Here is a 22,424-nt window from a genome sequence, read left to right as displayed (position 1 = left end):
TTAAATTCCAGATGATCCAAATTGCAATTCGTCGTTAGGAAGCGGCAACACATATTTTGCTGCATTCATTGGGTTAGCCACTCCATTCGGAATATTCAATATATTCTTCCGCTTGTAGTAATACCACAACTGTCCCTCAGCATAAAATTCCTTGCGATATTCGAGCGTAATCTCGCTTTCAAGATTAGCCTGACTTGCAGGTATAGGTAACTCAGGGATCAGGCGGGCTGCCCTTACCACGTTCAGGTACTTCATCCCATCCTCTAAAGTTGGTGCTGCTTCAGCAGCGATGTAATACATCTCGGAAAGTCTGATGGCCGGAATTAAACGCTGTGTTACACTCTTGTCATTATCGCTATAATATTTCTTGGTGTAAACTATACTTGTATTGATCTCGTTCCATAGACTTTTGGAAACACCTACCTTACGAATATCAGTTCCATAACCTACTATCCCACCTTGGTAGGTGGATTCGAGCGTAGCTTTAGCGGTGTAAAAATCACGTGTATCGCCGTAAAAAGATGAGGAGGCAGAAGATTTAAAGGAATCATCAACCAACTTCTTCAACCCAGAAACATAAAACGAAAACACATGCTCTGAGCTAAATGTAAGGTCTGATGTCACTTGCAACGGATCTACAATTAATGAAGGTTGAGCTACAAACTTAAACTTGGTACTATTGATTACCTCCAATGCATACTTCAAGGCATTTACCTTGTCGCCTTTATATTGGTACAATCTGGCTAGTGTAGCCTTTACGGCCCAATAATTCAAATGGTTCTGACGGAACATCAAAAATAAATCTGCACTTGTGCTCCCTTGATTTCCGGCAATCTGATCTATATCCTGATTTGCAGACAATAGTCCTTCTGCCGCCTTCAGATCCGATTCAATTAAATCGAGGTAATCCTTTAATGGGAGTCTCGATTGAGGCACTACCGTAAAGGCCTTTAGATACGCTAAAGACGAAACCGTCGCGTTTGCTCCTCCGTTATAAATTGGAGCAAACAAACGCACCAAATCAAAATGTAGAAATCCACGCATTCCCAAGGCTTCTCCTTGTATAATCTGCTTGCTACTTTGATCCAATATCCCGTTATCTATATTTTTCAATATATAATTGGCTTGTGCTATGGCTCCATAACTATTTGAAAATATTTCGCTGATCCTCTTTTCTGAGGCTGTATCTGTATAATTGTACCTTGCTACGGTCCCAAATGGCGAACCTACAGACATGCCAGAATATTGCTGAGCCAGGATGTCTACAAATCCAAAACTCATATTCCTGCCATAACCTGTTGTTTTTGCCGCAGTTTGATAAATACCAAACAAGGCATCTATAAAACCTTGTCTGGTGCTAAACTGCACCTCTTCTTTCACCTGTGTTTTTGGACTCACATCCAGCCATTTCTTGCAGGAACTAAACACTGCCAGTAAGCCAAATAAAACAGGGATTATATATTTTATACTTTTCATAATTTTCAGGTGTTTTACCGATTAAAATGTTGTTTGTAACTGTAAGGTAAAGGAGTGACTGAAAGGATAATCCAAACCACGCTCCCGTTTGATACTACCCAGTCTAAACAGGTCGTTGGTAAACAACGTAACCTTTGTATTTTGCAACCCCAGTTTCTTATTCAGTTTGTCAGCAAAACGATAGTATACAGATGCACTTTCACCGGCCAGGAAATTGTTCTTTTGCACAAATCTTGAAGAAGCATAAGTCCTGGCTTGATTTAATGGTGTTCCGGTGTAATCCAAAATCCCTTTAAAGAAGGCAACATCGCCAGGTTTCTGCCAACGGTCGCTGGCTACCCTACTGTCCACATTATAATAATTAACATTCACATTCTCTACCCTGTCAATCAACGTTTGATTATAAGAGTCACCCCCAAAATTGAAGCGCAGGTAAACGTTAAAACCAATACCATTAATCTCCATATTCGTACCAAAAGTTCCCTGTAACGTCGGTGTTTCATCGCCAACAATCATCTGGTCAGCAGGATTGTATATTGTAGTAACGTCTCCATTCAGTGTTTGGAACAATTCATTACCCGACGCAGGATCTATCCCTAATGATTTTACTGCCCAGATCGCATTCTTAGATTGACCTTCAGCGTATCGCGGTAGTGGTGTAGTTGAACTAACAGTATTAGACCTGTTATTCAATGCCTCAATTGTTTTTGAAACTTTTTCAATAGTATTCTTAAAATGGAATGCGTTTGCAAATACCGACCAGTTGTTTCTGTTTGCCGGGTTCGCAATGATATTAAAGCGACCATAAAGTTCATAACCTTTATTTACCACATCCCCCATATTATCATAATACCCATAGAATCCTGATGATGGAGCGCTTGAAATAAAGGCAATACTTCCTTTTGTCTGTTCTATGAAGTAATTAGCATTTAATGATAGTCGGTTTCTAAACAAAGTCAGATCCAAACCTATATTTTGTTTAAAAGTCTTTTGCCATGCCAGTGCAGAATTTCCATAACCCAGTAAATAAGTAGCAATAATACCACGGTATTCCCTATCGGTATAATACTGACTGGTGGTTACTCCTTTAAAGCTCTCAAAACTCTCAGATCCGGTGGTACCAACGGTATACCTCAACCTAAATTCATTCACCTGATCATTATCTTTTAAGAAGGATTCATTTTTAATGTTCCAACCTGCGCCCAAAGACCAGAATGGCGCATAGCGCTGATCAGATCCAAATAACGAGGAACCATCCAGTCTAAAAGTTGCATCAAAAAGATACCTGTTATCATAAGAATAAGCTACGCGGGCAAGCGTTCCTATAGATCTCGAAATCCCTTCTGTGCCGGTTGGCTTCCCCCCAGATGGATATTGATTACCCAAAATCAATTCATCTAATGTTGGATTTGGAAAACCCTCTACCCGAATAAACTGCGTGTCGAATGTGTTTTCTTTTACATTTAACGTAGCCGAAGCCGAGAGAAAATGCTTATCAAAGTTCTTATTTGCCTCAGCAGTCAAAAACCCTTCTATACGTTGATTTTTGCCTAGCCCTTTTGTATAAGATCCTTTTTCAAATGTTGGCTTTTCTGCGAAGGAACTATGCTGAGCAGGAAGAAAAATATCAGACTCATCGTTTTGAGTGGTGTAAGATAAACGCCCTGTTAAGCGAAGCCATTCTTTAGCCTGCCATCTGGTTTCAAAATTGTTGGTAATCCCCCTAAAAGAAGTTTGATCTTTTATATTTAACGAAGCATTATAAAGTGGGTTAAGCGGACGTCCTATATAACCATTCAGATTATTATAATTATCGAAGTTAGTTAACCTAATTCCTGTCTGCGGATCTATAATGGTCTCCAGATACACCTTTAAAGTACCGTCAGCGTTGTATGGACTCCAATAAGGATTTAGTTGGGTGTATTGTCTAAACGATCCATAAGGCGAGTTATTAGCCTTATTAAAATTCAAGGTCAGATCATTTCTGAATTGAAAGTTTTTGATACGATAAGATAAAAAAGAATTGGCTGTAGTGGTGGTCCGGTCAGAAGATTTCATCACACCAACATTCCGATCATAAGTTAAACTAAGTCCATAAGATACGGCATCGGCTCCGCCCTCTACATAAACATTGTGTTTCTGTCCAACGCCAGTTCTCAGGGGTTTAGACATCCAGTCAGTATTTACCCCCTCTTTCACTGCTCTTAAACGAGATTCGCGATAAAGATCCAATTGGTCCTGTTTGAAATTCCAACTGTCAATAAAAGCATTTGAACGGTCTTCCAAATCAAATTTCCCTTGAGCATCCAATAAGTTATAACCCGTTAGATCAGGCGCTTCAATAGTCATGCTGGCATTATAGCTTACTCTCAACTTACCATCTACTGGTCGGTTCTGTTCGATAACAATTACACCATTTGCTCCCCTTGATCCATAAATGGCTGTAGCACCAGCATCCTTTAGGATAGTAACGCTTGCAATTCGATTCATATCCAAATCATTAACCCGCTGCAAAGTAGTTTCAAAACCATCCAGAATAAACAATGGCGCGTTTGGTGCGGACTGATAATTGAATGGATTACTGTTTCCGGGTGTACTAATGTCTAAAAGTGTATTTCCACCGCGCAGTACGACATCAGGAAGAACGTTAGGATTAGAGCCGATGTTCAGGTTTTCAGGCATTTGAAATGACGGATCGAGCGACTTCAACGCAGAAAGCACGTTATTGTTCGACACTTTTGACAGCTCTTGGGCATTAAAAGTTCTGGCTGCCCCCGTAAAAGTAGTTTTCGATTGGCTAAAGATACCGGTAACAACTACTCCTTTTAGTGATTGCGCGGATTCTTCCAAACGGATTTCCAGTACCGGTTTAGTTACCGTCACTTCCTGGGTCTCGTAACCAATGTAACTGATCAAGAGTATATCCCCCATCTCTGCACTGATCCGAAAGTTACCCCTGGCATCAGTTAGTGCCCTGGCACTTCCATTCTTTATCCGTACCGTAACGCCTACAAGTCGATCTTTGGTTTTAGCGTCAAAAACAGTTCCCGTTATCAATGCATAAGAAGCGTTGTTTTCGCGTACAATTAAGCTAGGCACTTTCCCTGAGACATACCTAGTAATCAGGATTCTATCATCAATTTGCTTGAACGATAAGGAGGTACCCGCAAGCAATTGCTCCATTAAATGTGCGACACTGATCGACCTGGCATTGATATTCAGGTTATCAATACTTTTAACATCGGCCGTACGGTACAAAAAGCGGAAAGGGGTTAGCTGTTCTATCTTTTTTATCGCCCCGATAAGGTCTTCATTTTCTAATTTTATACTTACGTTGATATTCTCCATAGCCTGTCCCTTCGCCGACGAGGAATAGACCATTTGGAGTGAGAGCAATATAACGAAGCTTACAAGTAAGGTTATACGCATACAGTAAATTAAGGCATGTTGGTATTTCCGGAAAATAGGATCCCCGTATCTTGCTGCATTTGCAGAAAAATTCATATTTTAGTTTTTTTATGTGATTACTAAACTCTTTGCTTGGAATTACATGATGGGTTTCCATTCTAAATGGAATAGCCCCGGGATAAGGCAGACTGTTGAATACTCGCAATATTTAACAATCACCTTATCCTTTTTTATGTTGAGTTTGTAGTGTCTGAGTAGAATTTCTTCATGATTTATTGGTTTAAAGGTTGAATTGATATGGTATTATTTTTATGATTTATCGTATAAGATGCACCAATAAAGGCACAAATACTCTTAATAAAGGATTCTGCGGATTCATTAGCCCGCATCGAATAGTTGAAAGTTGCATTCCTCAGTTCAGGATCCTGCACTGAAATTTTATAGCCAAACTTATCCTCAAGTCTGCTTTTTGCGTCCCCTATAGAAATATCTTTAAATTCAAGATCCTGATGGTTCCAGGACAGCTCTTTTTCGGCATCAATAACTTTACGAGAAATTTTATCTGTGGTTTGATCAACAACAGCCTGCATATTCTTCTTCAGATAGGTTATCCAACTCGACTTTATATTTTTCACTTCCACCAATCCTCTAATCACATTAATCTTTACCGTTTTAGCCCCAGGAATAGCGGTCACATCAAAGGCAGTTCCCAATACAGTAGTCCTCACCTTTCCGGAATAAATGATAAAAGGTTTAGAGGGATTGTGAGCAATATCAAAGAATGCTTTGCCTTCCAGCTCAACTTCTCTGGTATGTTTCTTATTAAATGCAGCCAAGATGGTCAGTTTACTTCCCTTTTGCATAATCACTATACTACCATCTGACAGCTTTACCATACTATTCTCCACCTTAGAAGCAAACAACACTTCATCTTTTAATTCTTCAGTCGCTTGCTGCTTAACCATCTGTTGCTCAACAACAGGTTTAGGACTTGTGTTATTTTTAAATTTATAAACGAAAAGTATAGCCAAAACTGCTACTGCAGCTATCGATGCCCATCTGATCAGTGGGATAATATTGCGTTTAGGTTTAATGTTATTCCACATCTCTTCCTTTGCCAGCAACATTTGATCATCAGCAGGTCTCCTCTCATTTTGCTTCAGCTCGTTCAAATACCAGCCATCCATTATTGCCCGCTCTTCTTCAGTGCAATTTCCGGCAGTATAACGCTCAAATATATCTTTAGAAAACTTCTTCTTCATTTTTTAAATCATCAAAAAACAGTTTTGATTTAGTACATGTCGGGCAAGAAGCAGTTTGGTAGTAGAAGAATGTGAAAAAAAGTTAAAAAAGAAAGAAATAATGATTTGTAAACTTTGGCTTGAGCAACTTTATCGCATTATTAATCTGCTTCTTTACTGTTTTGTCAGAAATATTTAAGGTATCCGCAATCTCCTTATGAGAAAGCTCAGCTTTTCTACTCATCTCAAACACGATTCTCATTTTTTCAGGAAGATTTCGAATTTCCTTTTCCATTTCGTCATTGATCTCCTTTTCTAGCAAAGCATGATCTGTGCAAAGGTTACCCGCAGAGACATAATTATCCAAAGTATCAAGATGGTTCTGGCGCACTTTCTTACGACTGATATAATCGAATACCTTATACCTTACCGCAGTATACAAATAGGATGAAAAAGAAACATTGATTTCCAAATCGGCACCTTTATTTAAAAGAGATATAAAAACTTCCTGAACGACGTCCTTAGCTTCTTCTTCATCCTTCAAAACTTTACAGGCCGAAACGTATAGCAATTGCCAGTAACGCTCATAAATCATCTTAAAAGCGGCTCTATCTCCGCCTTTGAATAAAGACAGCAGATCCTGATCGCTCATGTTAAGATTAGTTACCATTAATGCACTTCAAAAGGAATCCCTTATCCCTATTTATTAAAACCATAAATATCCGCCAGTGTTTATACCCCACCGATTCTATTTGTATCCTCTAAATTACATTTTATGAAACGTAATATCAAAAATGAGTATTTAAATACCAGATATTTTAATTGGAAGCCAAGGTAATTAAAGTCGACTATTTTAATAGTATTAATTTAGTTTTTTTTACACTAATTTGTTTTTTATATTTTTACCCATATGATTTTCCTTGAAAACGAGCATTTAATAGCTTCTTTCGCCAATAAAGGTGCGGAGCTACAAAGTTTAAAAAGCAAAAAACACAACATAGATTATCTGTGGAGCGGAAACCCTACCTATTGGGGGAAGTTTAGCCCTATTCTTTTTCCTATTGTGGGCTCTTTAAAGAACAACACCTATTATTTTGAGAACAAGGAATACAAACTATCTAGACATGGTTTTGCAAGAGACTATGATTTCGAACCTCTTCAACTGAGCAATACTGAGGTCGTATTTACACTTACGCAAAATGATGAGACCTTAAAAGTATACCCTTTTCACTTTGTGTTACGATTGCGGTATATCTTAAATGAATCGGGATTATCCTGCACTTATGAGGTAAGCAATCCAGCCGATGGCTTACTCCTTTTTTCTATTGGAGCACACCCTGCGTTTAGAGTCCCAATCGAGGACGACCTACAGTACACTGACTATTTTCTGAAATTTAATAAAGACCAGGTCTTAGCTTACCATAAAATCAGCGAAGACCTTATTGCAAATGAAACAGTTGAAATGGAACTACAGGATGAAAAACTACCATTACGGCACGAACTTTTTTATGAAGATGCATTGGTTTTTAAATCTTTAAAGAGCGACTGTATCTCTATCGCCAGCGATAAAAACCCTTACGGCCTTCATTTTAAATTTAAAGACTTTCCATTCTTTGGCATCTGGGCGGCAAAAAATGCAGACTTTGTTTGTCTGGAACCTTGGTGTGGCATTGCCGATGGCGTTGACCATCAGCAAAATCTGGAAAAAAAAGAGGGCATTATCTCCCTCGCCCCAGACAAAAGCTGGAGCAGAACATGGGAAATTGAATGCTTTTAATTATTTAACGCCAGGTAACTGAACCGTAAACTTAGCGCCTTTATTTTCACCTTCGCTTTCGGCAAAAATCCAGCCGCCATGAGCTTCAACTAAAACCTTTACAATGGAAAGGCCTAGCCCGGTTGAATGCTCTCCAGCAGTCGGTTGCGCACTCAATCGCGTAAAACGTTGAAACAATTGCGTTTTATCATCAGCTGTTAAACCTGGTCCCTCATCTTCAATCTCTATTACAGCTCTACCATTTAAGGTACTCACCCGTACATAGATATTGGTATTTAAAGGTGCATATTTGATGGCATTATTGATCAGGTTATCTATAACCTCATTTAATTTACCCTCATCAGCATTGATATAGATATCCATTTCAGGAGCAAAATGGATAGTTTGTCCCTTTCTTTCTGCGAGGGGCTGATTCATAGCCACTACATTGCTTACCAGGTAAGAGACGTTTAATTTTATAAGAAGTAATCTAATCTCACCAGCTTCCATACTGCCAGATTGCAATAGTTCATCAATGATACTTACCATATTTAAACTGGCAATTTTGATTTGATCACACATCGCGTCAACAATAACAGGATCACTTTTTTTAAGCTTAATCAGATCGGCACGAACAGGTATCGTAGTTAATGGATTTTTGAGGTCATGAGCTGTTCTATTTAAAATCTGATTGTGCTGTGCCACTGATAGCCTCGAAGTAAGTTTTAGTTCTATCTGCTCCATTACAATGTCTCTCAGATCTCTTAAAATTTCTTGTTCATCGACAGAGAGTACTCTTGGTTTTTTATCGATAATACAAAAAGAGCCCAGGTTAAATCCATCCTTGGTTTTAAGTGGGAATGCTGCATAAAATCTCAATCCAAAAGGGCCTACTACCAGTTTATGGCCCATAGTACGGGGATCTGTGACTGCATTTTCTACCAAATAAAAATCGTCTGATGAAACTACATTTGCACATAAGCCCTCTTCACGTTCCATCTGCTGTACATCTACTCCGTACTTTGATTTAAACCAAACCCGGTGTGTATCAACCAAACTAATGATTGCGACAGGAACATTAAGAAGCTTTGCAGCCAATTTTGTCAGTGTATCAAAAGTATTGTCTGGGGGAGTATCAAGGATGTCGTACCTATGTAAGGCTTTAATTCTTTCTTCTTCAACCGAAATCAGTTCCTGATCTGTTTGTATAGCCATGAGATTCATAATAGAGATACCATAAAGTTAACATTGTTCCTTGGTAAAACAAATTAATATCCCCTTACTTAATAACGGCAGTTCGCGTGCTTGTTGTATAAGCATTAAAGATGCCCAATGCTCCATTACTAAAATTTGAAACCGGATTGGAAGGTGCTACAGGCGGCCCACCCTGCCCACTACTTTGCTTTAAACTATAAAAATAACGATAAACATTTGGGTCTATACATTGAAACTCTACTTCTAAACTATCTCCCGCTACTAAATCTTCCAGCTTGTAAAAAATTACATCCGAAACTTTATTCCCATTATTAAAACGATCATTACTCACCATATCTTCTTCTATTTTCCCTTTCGCTTTTAAAACATAGCGGTATTGATTTACTGCATCTACCGGGTCTTTATAATTAACCGCTATATAAGTGGTTGTTTTACCAAAAAGATTAAACTGTTTAAAGGTAAGCGAGTCTAGCACTACCTTTGCTGGCATCATTGAGCTTGCACTATATTTTTTACCATCTATAGTAACATCTAGTGTATACTTATTGCCCGGAACACCCCGGGTTTTAACGGATTGATATATACCCGGCGAAACTTCTGTATAGGTCACAGTCGACATGTTTGGTCTGGTAACCACCACCTTTGCCCCTGTCACCCCATTAAACTTATTAGGTTCACTAAAGCTATATGTTTTAGATATCTTAATAATCTGATTTTCGCTCTGATCATTTATCCCCCCGTCAATAACTATTACAGGAGCCGAATCATCTAGCTTAAGCTCAATCACTTTCTCGCAACCACTAAGTAACATTCCTGCAAAAATTGCTATAAATAAAATAGGTCTCATCTTACTAAAATTTAAAATTCCATGTTACCGAAGGGATAATTCCAAATAAGGTGGTTCGCACCACTTCAGTCTTGGTTGGATCATCCGGATTATCCTTAAAATCAATCGAAAAAGCATTTTGACGGTTATATAAATTATAAATCCCAAATGACCAACTGGATTGTAATCTTCTCCCTGGTTTACCTTCCAATGTTGCTGCAACATCTAAACGGTGATATGCAGGTGTTCTGTATCCATTCTTTTCGGTATAATAAAAAACGGTTCGATCGTTAATCTGATATTTACCACTTGGATAAGTAACGGCATTACCTGTGTTGTAAACAAAAACAGAGGAGAAGGTCCAGCGTGGACTGGCTTTATAAATACCCACAAGCGACAGGTCATGCGTTCTATCTTGTTTCGCATAAAACCATCTCCCATTGTTAAGGGCATCAAATTGCCTTTCTGTACGCGACCAGGTATAGCCTACCCAACCATTAAAACGGCCAAATCTTTTCTTAAAAAACAACTCTAGTCCGTAAGCCCGACCATCACCATACAACAAATCAGCCTCTACATTCCCATTACCACGCAAATCAGTACCACTACGATACTCAATCTGATTTTGCATCCATTTGTAATATACCTCCGCCGAAAACTCATAGTTATTGTCATTAAAATTTCTGAAATAGCCCAAAGCAACCTGATCAGCAATTTCCGGTTTTACGTTGTTGCTATTCATAATATAAAGGTCTGTCGGCGAAGTAGATGTTGAATTCGACATCAAATGTACATTTTGGATATTCCTGGTGTAGGCACCTTTTAATGAACTTGAATTACTTAACTGATAACTAGCCGACAATCTTGGCTCCAGATTGAAATAACTTTTCACAAACTCCCCAGCTTTATAAGCTTTAGTATCGATGATGTTTCCCTCTGTATCGTAGGATTTGATATTGCCAGGCCCCATTAATGAGAAGCTACTTAAACGCAATCCATAAACCAGATTCATCCGATCACTAACAGCCCATTCATCCGAAACATAAGCAGCCAACTCAAGCCCTTTACGGTCTTCATAAGTTGTTTGATTTACACTAGAAGTTTCTGATGCGGTAAGTTTACCAGGGGCGATAGTATGGTGAATGGCATTTACCCCAAACTTTAAATTATGGCTATTGCTTAAACTATATTCAAAATCCTGCTTTAAATTAAAATCCTTTATGGAAGAATTCACTTCAAAGTTATTCTCTTCCATAAGATTCTGAATCACATAGTTGTAATTGCTATAGATTAAAGAAGTATTAGAGAACAATCTATTGCTGTATAAATGGTTCCACCTCAATGTAACCGTTGCATTCCCCCAGTTGAAACCAAAAGTATCCGCTATACCCAGCTTATCTCTACCAAAATAACCACTTAGGTATATCGTATTCTTATCATCTATCTGGTAATTCGCTTTTGCGTTAAAATCGTAAAAATAGAGGGTATTACTATTTACAGAACTGTCGGATGATAACTTCAAAAAAGCATCCATATAAGTTCTACGGGCGCTAATCATAAATGAACCTTTGTCTTTCACAATAGGGCCTTCTACTTTTAACCTTGATGAGATCAGGCCAAGACCCCCTTCAACAGTATAGGTTTTCCTATTGCCATCGTTCATTTTAATATCCAACACCGAAGCCAATCGGCCTCCATATTGTGCTGGCATCCCGCCCTTATATACACTTACATCTTTTATCGCGTCGGAATTAAATGTAGAAAAGAAACCCAGCAAGTGCGAAGCATTATAAACTGGAGCTTCATCCAAAAGAATCAGGTTTTGATCCGTAGCCCCCCCCCTTACGTAAAAGCCGCTATTGCCCTCCCCAGCCGATTTTATGCCCGGAAGCAATTGCAGCGTTTTAAGCACATCACGTTCTCCCAATAGTACAGGTACACTGTTGATGTCTTTGACATCGATTTTTTGTAAGCCCATTTGCGGACTACTTACATTTTCATTCCGCTTAGTGGCAGCAATCACCACCTCATTTAATTGGTTATCTTCTTCCAGCACAAAATTTATCCTGGTATCTTTAGCTACATTTAGGTTCTGCTTTATTGTCTTATATCCAATAAAACTGACCGAAATCTCGTACGTCCCCTCTTGTGTATTGATTGAATAGAAACCATAAGCATTCGTTACCGTTCCAGCCGTAGCGCTACCAGTCAACTTTACGCTGGCACCGATTAGTGTTTCACCGGTTTTTGCGTCCGTCACATTTCCATTAACAGTTTTTTTATTTTGGGCAAAGACAAATCCTGGTTGGGTAATTATAAAAAGTAGTATCAGTATAATTCTAAAGGTGTTTGGCATAATCACATCGTGAGTTGTAAAAATAGAAAGAATTACCGTATAGACAAGCCATCCAAATATTAGCATTGTTGATATTAAAATTTGCAGTTCGGATTAATCTTTAGGAAATTAGCTACTCAAATAAAACGAATTAAGATGTACCGGAAAATTGATGATTTCCTGAAAGACTGGAAAAACGAAGAGGAATTTACTTTAAAAATTTTTAGTTTAATCAGTGCTGAGGCTAAAGCTGCACAAGTTCATGAACATGTACGCACCTTAGACAGGTTGGCCTGGCATTTAACGCAGACCATTACAGAAATGGGTAAACGTGCAGGATTACTCGCAGAAGATTTACTAGAGCATCAAGCTATTCCGGAGACGATGAATGAAATAGCCGAAATCTACAAGACCAATTCAGAACTCCTTTGTCGTGCCGTACGTTTAAAATGGACAGATTCCTCCCTCGAAGACCTTGTACCTATGTATGGCGACGAATGGATGAAAGGAAAAATTTTACAAATCTTATTGTTACACCAAACACATCATCGTGGACAAATGACTGTAATTATGCGTATATTAGGTTTACCAGTACCGGGACTATATGGACCTTCGAAAGAAGAATGGATTGCAATGGGCTTACCGGCAATGGACTAATCTTAATAAAACGCCGGCCTTATGACTGAATTTTATTGGACTTTTAAACAAACTCAATTTCATGGTATCCATTGGCTACCTCAAAAATTCGATAAGGTAATGATCATCGTACATGGCATCGGGGAGCACATCGGACGTTATGACCAAGTAGCTGCTTTTTTTGTGCAACAAGGCTATGCAGTTATCGGTATTGATCATTATGGTCATGGTAAAACTGATGGCCATAAAGGTGCTTCCCGAGGCTTTGAATTCATGTTTGATTACTTAAAAGCCTTTTTACGTCATGTAAAAACTCAATTCAGCAAACCCGTTGTTATGTTTGGTCATAGCATGGGTGGAGGCGTATTAACAGGGTTCTTACTTAAACGACAACCGGAAATACTAGCTGCAGTTATTTCTGCCCCAGCACTAATTATTGGTACGCGCCCAGGCCCTTTACTTAAGGGGGCACTAAAGGTATTCACCGCTATCGCACCTAACTTCCGTATCTCTCAAGGGCTGGATATCAATAAAGTCTCACATGATCCATTAGCCATAGAAAAGTTTGAGAATGATCCCTTGCGCCATGATAAAATCAGCTTCCGGCTAGCCAACGACATGATACAGAACGGGGTCTGGTGCCTGGAACATGCAGACCAACTGAAGATCCGCACACTGTTAATGCATGGTAGCGCCGATGAATTTACAGCAGTAGAGGGTTCTCGCCTGTTTGCCAAACGTGCACCTGCCAAGCTACTCACTTATAAAGAATGGGACAACCTGTATCATGAGATGCATAATGAACCAGAAAGTGCACAAGTGCTACAGTATGTAGCAGACTGGCTAAAAGGCTAAGCCCCTTCCCGCTTCACATTTGATCTACCGGCATTGATAATTTGCTGAATGATCAATGCTATCAATACCACCAACAAACAACCAATTACATTGAGCCATAAATAAGCTACAAATTCCGATCTTCCCAATACTATAATTATAGCCTCAGTTAGTAAGGCTGCAAAAAACACAGCTCTTCCGTTTACCCGCTTCACATAAAATGCAACCAGAAAAACACCAAGAATAGTTCCGTAAATATAGGACCCTAGAATATTTACTGCTTCCAATAAATTACCAATCTTGCTTGCATATAAAGCCATTACAATACATACTACACCCCAAAACACAGTTGCTAAACGCGATGCCTGCAAATACTGATGATCCGTAGCATCCTTTTTAATCAACCGCTTATAGATATCAATAACAGTTGTCGAAGCCAGTGAATTTAATGCACTTGCCGTAGAGCCCATAGATGCCAGGAAAATGATAGCAATTAATAGCCCTATTAATCCCTTTGGCAAATATTGGGTTACAAAACTTAAAAAGATGTAATTGTTATCCTTAGTATTGGCCTGATCATCATTCTTTAACATTAAATCTGTCACCTCTTTTCTGATTGCCTTCTCCTTCTCATCAGCAAGGCGCAGAGCAGTTCTCTGTTGATCAATAAGTGCTTTGTTATCGGCGTCAAGTGCCGCATTCATCTTATTTACCTCCACCTGTTTTTCATCAAACGCACGGTTATAATTGACTTTAATCTTATCCAGTTCCGGCCCATATTTACTCGTTTCCAGTTTATTTAACTCAAAACTGTTAAAAAAAATAGGTGGTCTGTTATATTGATAAAAAGCAAAAACAAGCACTCCAATTAGTAATATCAGGAACTGCATCGGTATTTTCACCAAGCCATTCATCAATAAACCCAATCTACTCTGACTAACCGAGGCGCCAGACAAATATCGTCCAACCTGGCTCTGATCTGTCCCAAAATAAGACAACTGCAAAAAGAAACCACCTATTAAACCTGTCCACACTGTATACTGATTATTTAAATCAAGTTTAAAATCTATAGCATTGGTTCTGCCCATTTTTCCAGCGATGCTGATGGCTCTACTAAATCCAATATCCCCCGGAAGCAAGTGGACCACCATTATTCCAGCTGCAAACAAACCACAAAAGATAATACTCATTTGTAGCATTTGTGTGTATGAAACAGCTTTAGTACCACCATATACAGTATAAAACACAACCAAACTACCAATAAATAGTGTGGTATAAGTAGTGTTGATATTTAATATAGTCGATAAAATAATAGAGGGTGCATAAATCGTTATTCCTGTAGAAAGTCCACGCTGAATTAGGAAAAGAAATGCCGTTAGCGCCCTTGTTTTCAAATCAAATCGTTGTTCCAGATACTCGTATGCAGTATAAACCTTTAAACGATGAAATATAGGCACAAAGGTGATGCACAAAACAATCATTGCCAAGGGTAAGCCCAGGTAAAACTGCACAAAACTCATACCCGACGAATAAGCCAGCCCCGGTGCCGATAAAAAAGTAATCGCACTGGCTTGCGTAGCCATCACTGATAAACAAACATGGTACCATGGCAGCGACTGATTACCCAACAAATATCCTTGAATATTATGGGCACCGCGACTTTTATAAACGCCATAAACTACAATTACAACAAGTGTAATGATTAAGACAGACCAATCTATAACACTCATTCGAAATATTTAGTAAAAGCGTAAAAAAATAGGATTAAAAACACCAGCCAACCGATCAATAGTCGATAAAACTGCTTCCAAGTTTTAACAAAAGGAGGCAAATCCTGTTCTTTTTCACCCATTGGTTCCTGCTCCATCATATATGATTGGTAGATTAATTATTTTTTGGTGGATAATAAATTCACGAATAAACGGTATGCACCAGGAACACCAGCAGGTAATTGTCTGAAGAAGGAAATACCGGTATATACATACCTGCCTTTTCCATAATTGGCAACAATTAACGATCCTGTTTTAGCACTTTCGCCATTGTCATTCATACTCAGGATTGGTGTATATTTCTGATCTGCATCAGTAACAAAGTACAAGCCACGCTCTTGTATCCAACCATCAAAATCCTTAGCCGTAATTTTGTTAGGATAATTTAAAGCCGGGTCTTCAGGCGCAAGGATAGTAACTTTTGCATCTTCTTCCGTAACCCTATCGCGTGACAATTTAAAGGGATAAGGACCAATATTATCAATCTTTAAAGGGCTATTTACATTATACTGAATTAACAAAATTCCACCATTCTCTACATACTTCATTAACTTAGGTTGCATATTTTTAATCTGGTCATTCACATTGTACAGTCTCACTCCGGTAACGATCGCGTCAAAACCTGACAGATTACTGTTGATTACCTGATGCTCAGTCAAGCTAACTACGTCATAACCTATTTGCTTTAAAGATTCAGGCACAAGGTCACCCGCACCAGCGACGTAACCAATACGTTTTCCAGCAAATTTTAAATCTACTTTATCTAAGCGGGCTTCAGCAAAAGGAAAAAGTGTTTGCAATGGAATATGCTCATAACTAATTACACGAAGCCCCTTGTTATAGGTTTGCCCATCAACCAGCACATTCAACAACAAATTGCCACCTGTAGTATTTCCTGCAGGCGTAACCGTAAACATTACCGATTGTTCATCTCCTTTTTTAGCCAATGTAAAGTCTATCTTCTGAGGACTTACCTTCCATCCCGAAGGTACTTGCGGAGCTAATACTCCAGATGCGTTGTCTTTAAAACTCTTTAACAATACTGAGATGCTTTTGGCTTCATTACCATTAAAAATAAAGGCTTTCTCAGAAAGTGTAGCAGTTACAGGTGCTGCGATAACCAATGGCTGGTAAACCTCTCCACGTACCTGATCGGTATATTTGTAAACCACCGGACGTTTCTTTTCTATGATCTGATCACCTATTTTGATTTTAAATACTGCCATTAGCGCTGGCCTGTTTTGAGGCATCCCAATTAGCAAAAGTGAATCGACTATAAAAGAACCTATTGGATGTTGTTTTTCAAGCCAGTAAGGTTGAGTAATGCCAACATTCGCTGTTGAAATTACTTTATCCTGAGTTCCAAACTTATTTGGAGACAAATCAAATGAGGTACCGCTGTTTACTTCCTCCATTGTAATAGTCATTGGAAATCCCGGTTTTACTCTTGCAATTCCCTGCACTTTTACATTTACTGGTTCGTTTAGGGCGTAGGAAGAGTGTGTTGCAGAACTTTCAAGCCAAACACCTGCACAAGCCAGAATCAAATCATCTAGCAGATCCTGCTTAAAAGGCTTTCCTTTTACCAGCTGTTTTAATTTTAAAAGCTTAGTGATTGATTTTGAAGGATCGGCAACATTGTATTCAGCATTGATCTCTGCCAATAATTGTTGAATAGCAGCAGTTCCAGGTGTTCTATTCAATGTAAAATCTATACCATCAAATATATCCCCCTTTGCTCTTTCACCTGCCACAGGTGTAAAATATTCTATACCCGTTCCGCGCTGTCTTGCAGCACCAAAGCCCTGACTTCTATGATTAGACCTACTCTCTGCAGCTATTTCTCCATAACTTTTACCTAGCAGAGGATTATACAACCCAACATCGATCTTCATTTGATCCTCGGCAGTAGTATTGTTGCCTCCAAAGTTAAATGTATTCCATACAATCCTTTTTGCTTGCCATGGCTTTACAAAAGCCAATTGCTCTGGAAACTGCTTAGGATCTGCAGCAGCCGCGAAGGCCTCACGAGCCAATATTGCGGAGCCGGAATGATGACCGTGTCCTGCACGTGCATCTTCAGGAAAACGTGTAATGATAACATCGGGTTGAAACTTACGGATCACCCAAACCACATCTGAAAGAATCTTTGTCTTGTCCCAGATTTTAAAACTCTCTTCTGGATTTTTAGAAAAGCCAAAATCATTGGCTCTTGTAAAGAATTGTTCTGCACCATCCATTCGACGGGCGGCCAATAGTTCTTGTGTACGTATTAGGCCCAATAACTCGGCCTGTTCATTACCAATCAGGTTTTGCCCGCCATCACCCCTGGTTAATGATAGATAACCGGTTCTTACCTTTTTTTCTTTAGCCAGATAAGTCAGTAATCTGGTATTTTCATCATCTGGATGTGCAGCGATATACAGCACGCTTCCGGTAACATTTAGTGCCTCAAGGCCTTGTTTTATCTCTGCAGCATTTAATTGCTGCATATTTTGTGCCCAGCTAAAAAAAGGAATGATTACAGCAAAAAGGAGCAATGATAAGCGAAACTTCATATTCAAATTTTAAATGATTATTGTGGTTGTACATTGTCTTACTATGCACAACCACGATCATTCGAAATTAATCAAAAATCATTAATCTGAAGTTTTAATTGCAAACTAGTCAGTAACAATACTGCAATAGTACTACAATTTTTATAGGAGAATCTTACTGCTCACTTCTTTATCTATTGTAATAAACCCAGGGTATTTTACCAAGGTGTTTCCAACTTTAATGCTAGGTCTGATCTTAAGCGTAAGGATGCCTTTCTTTTCAGGGCCACCATTCTTACCGCTTTTAAGAAAATCACTAATCTCTCCCATTACTTTACTGTTGGAAATAAATGGGTAAACGTTTACTTCCATATCAACAGGTACAGTAGCAGACCTACCCGCAGCAACATTTAAGGCCTGGTTCACAAAACCTGTAGCCAACTCCTGCTTGTTGATCAAAATTTTATATTCAAATTCATTGATCGAAGCATCATCTCCAGTCGGATTTTGAACTTCCAGATTTAACCGGGCTCTCAAGGGAACATCTTTTCTAAGTAAACCTAATGCTAATCCAGGTAGACTAGCCAGATTAATATCTTGATTGATGACCATCTTTTTCACATCCGCCCCACCAAGAGTAACTTGATCCGCAGAAGTGATCTTGTACCTGCACTTTTCGAGCGCTTTAATTTGCTGCGCCTGTTTATTTATACCACAACTTGATATAACAACAGTAGCGAGACACAATAGCAATATTTTCTTCATAACAGCTATAACGGTATTTGATTCAAAATGATATGTAAGATATAAATATTTAGCGCTTGCGACTGTATAACCTTTTACTAATAATGTTGTCAATGCTGTATTTTCCAGGACCAGATATCAATAAGAAAACGTAAACCAGTAGGTAATGTAAGCCCAATTCTTTCTTATCAAAGCCATCTGGCGCGTGTACAATAAATACGGCAACTACCATTGTAATGATTAGTGGTATGAGCGCTAATCTGGTCCCTAAACCTAGTAACAAAAAAATAGAACAGAAAAATTCGGCAAAAACAGCTAAATACAAGGAGGCCGCCATACCTACTCCTATTGGGTCACCAAATTGAATTTCGCCACCTGCCATAAGCCATCCTAGTTTCTGATAACCATGAACAATCATAAAAGATGCAATACCTACACGTAAAACAAGTAGCATAAAATGCAGAGATGCGTTATTAAAATTGGTGTTAAATAGTCTTTTCATAGAGAAATTTGTTTGTTGGTGATTAAAATATGGATGATTAAGATGTTAAATTAGATATTGATTAAATTAGCAAAGATTTGATAAATCCAGATATGGCGTCTTGTAGTATCTTACGATTCTCCTCCGTAGGCTTACCATCTTTTCTCATCATTTGGATAGACACCAAACCATGAAGGATAGATAAATAAGTATGGTACTTAAGGAAAAAATCAGCCTCCTTATTTGGGCTTGTCGCAATCGTCTCCTGGATGGTCGAAATCATAATCGTTGTCATGTTTTTCATTTCCGAAATCTGATTTACCTTCTCACAAGCCGGAATCCCCAAACCAAACATCAACTGATAAAACTCCTGATGATCAAAGGCAAAATCCCAATAAGCATGTGCCATTGCTTCTAACTGCACAGCGGGTTCCTGATGTTGATCTTTAACCTGTTGAAGTGCCTCGCCTAGTTTTTGAAAACCTTCTTTGGTAAACTCCAGCAATATAGCTTCTTTATTTTCAAAGTGGTTATAAATAACTGGGATACTGTATTCAATAGCATCAGCAATTTTACGAATCGACAAAGATTGCCAGCCATCTGTTAATACCTGAAGCCATGCAGCCTCCAGTATACTTGCTCTGAACTCCTCCTTCTGTCTAATTTTTCTTTCCGCTATTCCCATATGCCATATATTTTAGTTAACAGTGTTAACAAATGTAATGGCTAAAATAATAGTTACAAAAGCTATATCTATTTTCTGACTTAAATACAACAAATATTATTTGATCAGGCGAAAAGTCAAATTGATACGAAGTCCTGTGGGAAGGATTGTTTTAGGTAATCTATGCTCCCATAAATGCTGAGTTTCAGCTTTCATGATCAACAAACTACCATGAATAAGGTCAACTGAAATAATCGGAATTTTATCTCTATAATTCCGAAATTGAAATATTCTCGGTGCACCAAAGCTAACCGAAGCGATAAAGGGATAAGTTCCCAAGCTCTTTTTATTATCACGATGCCAGCCTAAACTATCTTCCCCATTGCGGTAATAGCTAAGCTGACAACTATTAAAATCAACGTCAAATTTATGAGCTATATCCTGCTTAATATTCCGCAACACATCTGTCCATGGTAATGCGTGCATTGTATTTCCAGCGTAACTATAGCTAACGCCCTCATCTCCATAAAAAGCAGTAAAATGCGGCAGTAAGATCTTTTCACCAAATACCTTAGTAGATTTTTGTTTCCAATCGATCGCTGTATTCAAGTAGTTAAAATACTTATCACTGCTTTCTTCATCAAAAAAATCGGGGTAAAAAAACACCTCTCCTGGAATTGGCAACAGATTTAGATGATCCAGATACAGTGATTTATCCATCTAGTAAATATACTAGATATATTCCATCATATATGCTTTCGGTTTTTCTGAACGTAACGTTTTCAGGGCTTTATCTTTAATCTGTCTTACGCGTTCTTTACCCAGTTTCATCTTGCAGCCAATCTCATCCAAACCGATAGCGGTATTCCCTCCCAGTCCATAAAACATAGATAGGATTTCTTTTTCACGCTCTGGTAGTCTTTTCATTAGGCGCTTTATATCAACCGAAACAGAACTTTGCAATACAGTATTATCTGTCTTCTCTACATTAGTGTCTTCAATCGTTTCGGCTAGCGTAAAACCAGACTCTTCGGCAATCACAGCATCAAGTGAAGTGGTCATTGGTGCATGATAGAGATAATCAACTACCTTTTCTTCCGGTAATTCAATAAATTCACAAACCTCTTCCAGACTTGGTATTCTTTCCAGGCGCTGCTCCAATTCACTCATAGCCTTATTGATCCTCATAATGCCACCAATTTGATTAGCAGGCAAGCGAACCATTCTTTTTTGTTCCGCTATTGCCAGCATAATACTCTGACGAATCCACCATACAGCAAAAGAGATAAACTTAAAACCCTTGGTTTCATCAAAGCGTTGGGCTGCTTTAATCAATCCTAAATTGCCTTCTGCAATCAAATCTGACAAGCGAATACCTTGATTCTGGTATTTCTTAGCCACCGAAACCACAAAACGGAGATTAGACTTTACCAACCGATCTAATGCCAGTTGATCCCCATTTCTGATCTTCTGAGCGAGCACGATCTCTTCTTCAACACTCAGCAGGTCAATTCTCGCAATATCATACAAGTATTTTTCGATTGAGTCCGAATCCCGGTTGGTAATGGACTGCTCTATTTTTAATTGTCTCATCGCGAGCAAGGTCAGAAGAAATGATTTTTAGATCAATGGATAACGCTCATTTCCGATTATTTTACGGAAATGATTCAAAAAATTTACACTTTTTACGGAAATCTTATTTTAAATAGCCTTTTTTTTATTAGTTTCGAAATCTCAGTGTACGATACACACTTTCATCTAATCAACTGGTAATGAATACCCCAAATCTAGACAAGACAGACATCGGAATTTTAAGACTTTTACAACAGGATGCGCTACTGAGTAACAAGCAATTGGCATTGGAACTGAACAAATCCACCGCAACCATCCACGAAAGGGTAAGAAGATTAAAATCCGAAGGATACATTAAACGTTCGGTTGCTATCGTGGATGGGAAGAAAATTGGCAAAAGCCTGATTGCTTACTCTCAGGTACAACTTAAGGAGCATACCGATAGTGCACTAAGTAGCTTTGAAAAAGAGGTAGTAAAGTTCCCTGAAGTTATGGAATGCTATCACATGACCGGAGCCTTTGATTTCATCCTCAGGATTGTGATCTCTGATATGGATGCCTATCATAATTTTTTAAGAAGCAAACTGGCACAGCTAAGCAATATTGGTACTGTACAAAGTTTCTTTGTGATGTCTGAAATTAAAACAGAAACCGCATACCCACTTTAATTACTTAATAGCAGTTATTTTATATAGTGGAAAATCAACTGGATTTTCTTTTCCTTTAATCAGTTTGTATTCATAAAAGCGATCAAGGTATTTCTTAAATCTATCTAACGAAGGTATTGCCCCATTATAATCCTCGTCATACTCAACAGTTTCCCCTACCCTAAGTGCAGGCTCAGGATCAGTTAACTTGTGCATTTGCGTTAAATCGTTAGGATTTATATTGTGTCTTAAATCTTCCATTTTTTTAATCAAACCTACACTA

At 38.5% G+C, this 22,424-nt stretch carries 19 protein-coding genes; 4 read left to right on the top strand and 15 right to left on the bottom strand.

Translation table 11 applies throughout. The annotated features are described in order from the left end of the window. From BLS35_RS02020 to BLS35_RS02005, 4 genes are all read right to left on the bottom strand, one after another. Positions 1-1,476 (bottom strand): RagB/SusD family nutrient uptake outer membrane protein, encoded by a 1,476-nt coding sequence (locus BLS35_RS02020; RefSeq protein ID WP_090777248.1) that lies wholly within the window; start codon positions 1,474-1,476, stop codon positions 1-3. A gap of 21 nt (positions 1,477-1,497) precedes the next feature. Further along, a complete protein-coding gene (locus BLS35_RS02015; protein WP_090777246.1) occupies positions 1,498-4,980 on the bottom strand; it encodes a SusC/RagA family TonB-linked outer membrane protein in 3,483 nt (1,160 codons plus the stop codon). A gap of 176 nt (positions 4,981-5,156) precedes the next feature. Then, on the bottom strand, positions 5,157-6,146 hold the full coding sequence (locus BLS35_RS02010) for a FecR family protein (RefSeq protein WP_090777243.1): 990 nt from the start codon (positions 6,144-6,146) through the stop codon (positions 5,157-5,159). A gap of 82 nt (positions 6,147-6,228) precedes the next feature. Continuing rightward, the gene (locus tag BLS35_RS02005) at positions 6,229-6,795 is read right to left on the bottom strand and encodes an RNA polymerase sigma factor (RefSeq protein ID WP_090777241.1); all 567 of its coding nucleotides are present in this window, start codon (positions 6,793-6,795) and stop codon (positions 6,229-6,231) included. A 240-nt stretch (positions 6,796-7,035) separates the two neighbouring features. On the opposite strand from BLS35_RS02005, the gene BLS35_RS02000 reads away from it, so the two are divergent. Next, entirely contained in the window at positions 7,036-7,902 is an 867-nt protein-coding gene (locus BLS35_RS02000; RefSeq protein WP_090777239.1) for an aldose 1-epimerase family protein, read from the top strand. Here BLS35_RS02000 and BLS35_RS01995 read toward each other — a convergent pair whose 3' ends face one another. The 3 genes from BLS35_RS01995 to BLS35_RS01985 form a co-directional block, all read right to left on the bottom strand. Then, entirely contained in the window at positions 7,903-9,096 is a 1,194-nt protein-coding gene (locus BLS35_RS01995; RefSeq protein WP_090777237.1) for a GAF domain-containing sensor histidine kinase, read from the bottom strand. It abuts the gene before it with no gap. Between the two features lie 64 nt (positions 9,097-9,160). Next, positions 9,161-9,943, bottom strand: coding sequence for a DUF4249 domain-containing protein (locus tag BLS35_RS01990; RefSeq protein ID WP_254778610.1), 783 nt, complete (start codon positions 9,941-9,943; stop codon positions 9,161-9,163). Between the two features lie 4 nt (positions 9,944-9,947). Beyond that, the gene (locus BLS35_RS01985) at positions 9,948-12,278 is read right to left on the bottom strand and encodes a TonB-dependent receptor (RefSeq protein WP_090777235.1); all 2,331 of its coding nucleotides are present in this window, start codon (positions 12,276-12,278) and stop codon (positions 9,948-9,950) included. A 135-nt stretch (positions 12,279-12,413) separates the two neighbouring features. Here BLS35_RS01985 and BLS35_RS01980 point away from each other — a divergent pair, with 135 nt between their 5' ends. Together BLS35_RS01980 and BLS35_RS01975 are read left to right on the top strand one after the other, a co-directional pair. Next, a complete protein-coding gene (locus BLS35_RS01980) occupies positions 12,414-12,914 on the top strand; it encodes a DinB family protein (protein ID WP_090777233.1) in 501 nt (166 codons plus the stop codon). Between the two features lie 21 nt (positions 12,915-12,935). Next, positions 12,936-13,748: an alpha/beta hydrolase gene (locus BLS35_RS01975; protein WP_090777231.1), complete on the top strand. Its 813-nt coding sequence runs from the start codon at positions 12,936-12,938 to the stop codon at positions 13,746-13,748. On the opposite strand, the gene BLS35_RS01970 is transcribed toward BLS35_RS01975, so the two are convergent. The 7 genes from BLS35_RS01970 to BLS35_RS01940 form a co-directional block, all read right to left on the bottom strand. Then, complete coding sequence (locus tag BLS35_RS01970; RefSeq protein WP_090777229.1) at positions 13,745-15,457, bottom strand: sodium:solute symporter family protein; 1,713 nt, start codon at positions 15,455-15,457, stop codon at positions 13,745-13,747. The genes BLS35_RS01975 and BLS35_RS01970 overlap by 4 nt on opposite strands. A 158-nt stretch (positions 15,458-15,615) precedes the next feature. Continuing rightward, the gene (locus BLS35_RS01965; protein WP_090777227.1) at positions 15,616-18,054 is read right to left on the bottom strand and encodes a PIG-L family deacetylase; all 2,439 of its coding nucleotides are present in this window, start codon (positions 18,052-18,054) and stop codon (positions 15,616-15,618) included. A gap of 141 nt (positions 18,055-18,195) precedes the next feature. After that, positions 18,196-18,798, bottom strand: coding sequence for an LEA/WHy family protein (locus BLS35_RS01960; protein ID WP_090777225.1), 603 nt, complete (start codon positions 18,796-18,798; stop codon positions 18,196-18,198). Between the two features lie 49 nt (positions 18,799-18,847). Next, positions 18,848-19,279, bottom strand: coding sequence for a DoxX family protein (locus BLS35_RS01955; RefSeq protein ID WP_090777223.1), 432 nt, complete (start codon positions 19,277-19,279; stop codon positions 18,848-18,850). Between the two features lie 61 nt (positions 19,280-19,340). Further along, positions 19,341-19,943, bottom strand: coding sequence for a TetR/AcrR family transcriptional regulator (locus BLS35_RS01950; protein WP_090777221.1), 603 nt, complete (start codon positions 19,941-19,943; stop codon positions 19,341-19,343). 96 nt (positions 19,944-20,039) lie between these two features. Beyond that, positions 20,040-20,642 (bottom strand): alpha-ketoglutarate-dependent dioxygenase AlkB family protein, encoded by a 603-nt coding sequence (locus tag BLS35_RS01945; protein ID WP_090777219.1) that lies wholly within the window; start codon positions 20,640-20,642, stop codon positions 20,040-20,042. A 12-nt stretch (positions 20,643-20,654) separates the two neighbouring features. Beyond that, on the bottom strand, positions 20,655-21,515 hold the full coding sequence (locus tag BLS35_RS01940; protein WP_090777217.1) for a sigma-70 family RNA polymerase sigma factor: 861 nt from the start codon (positions 21,513-21,515) through the stop codon (positions 20,655-20,657). A 179-nt stretch (positions 21,516-21,694) separates the two neighbouring features. Here BLS35_RS01940 and BLS35_RS01935 point away from each other — a divergent pair, with 179 nt between their 5' ends. Next, a complete protein-coding gene (locus tag BLS35_RS01935; RefSeq protein WP_090777215.1) occupies positions 21,695-22,162 on the top strand; it encodes an Lrp/AsnC family transcriptional regulator in 468 nt (155 codons plus the stop codon). Here BLS35_RS01935 and BLS35_RS01930 read toward each other — a convergent pair whose 3' ends face one another. Further along, a complete protein-coding gene (locus BLS35_RS01930) occupies positions 22,163-22,402 on the bottom strand; it encodes a hypothetical protein (protein WP_090777213.1) in 240 nt (79 codons plus the stop codon). It abuts the gene before it with no gap. Positions 22,403-22,424 lie beyond the last annotated feature (22 nt).

Origin of the sequence: Pedobacter sp. ok626, assembly GCF_900100435.1 — a bacterium.
Taxonomy (GTDB): Bacteria; Bacteroidota; Bacteroidia; order Sphingobacteriales; family Sphingobacteriaceae; genus Pedobacter.
Note: the sequence above shows the minus strand (reverse complement) of the source record. Positions and strands in the feature narration are given on the sequence as shown.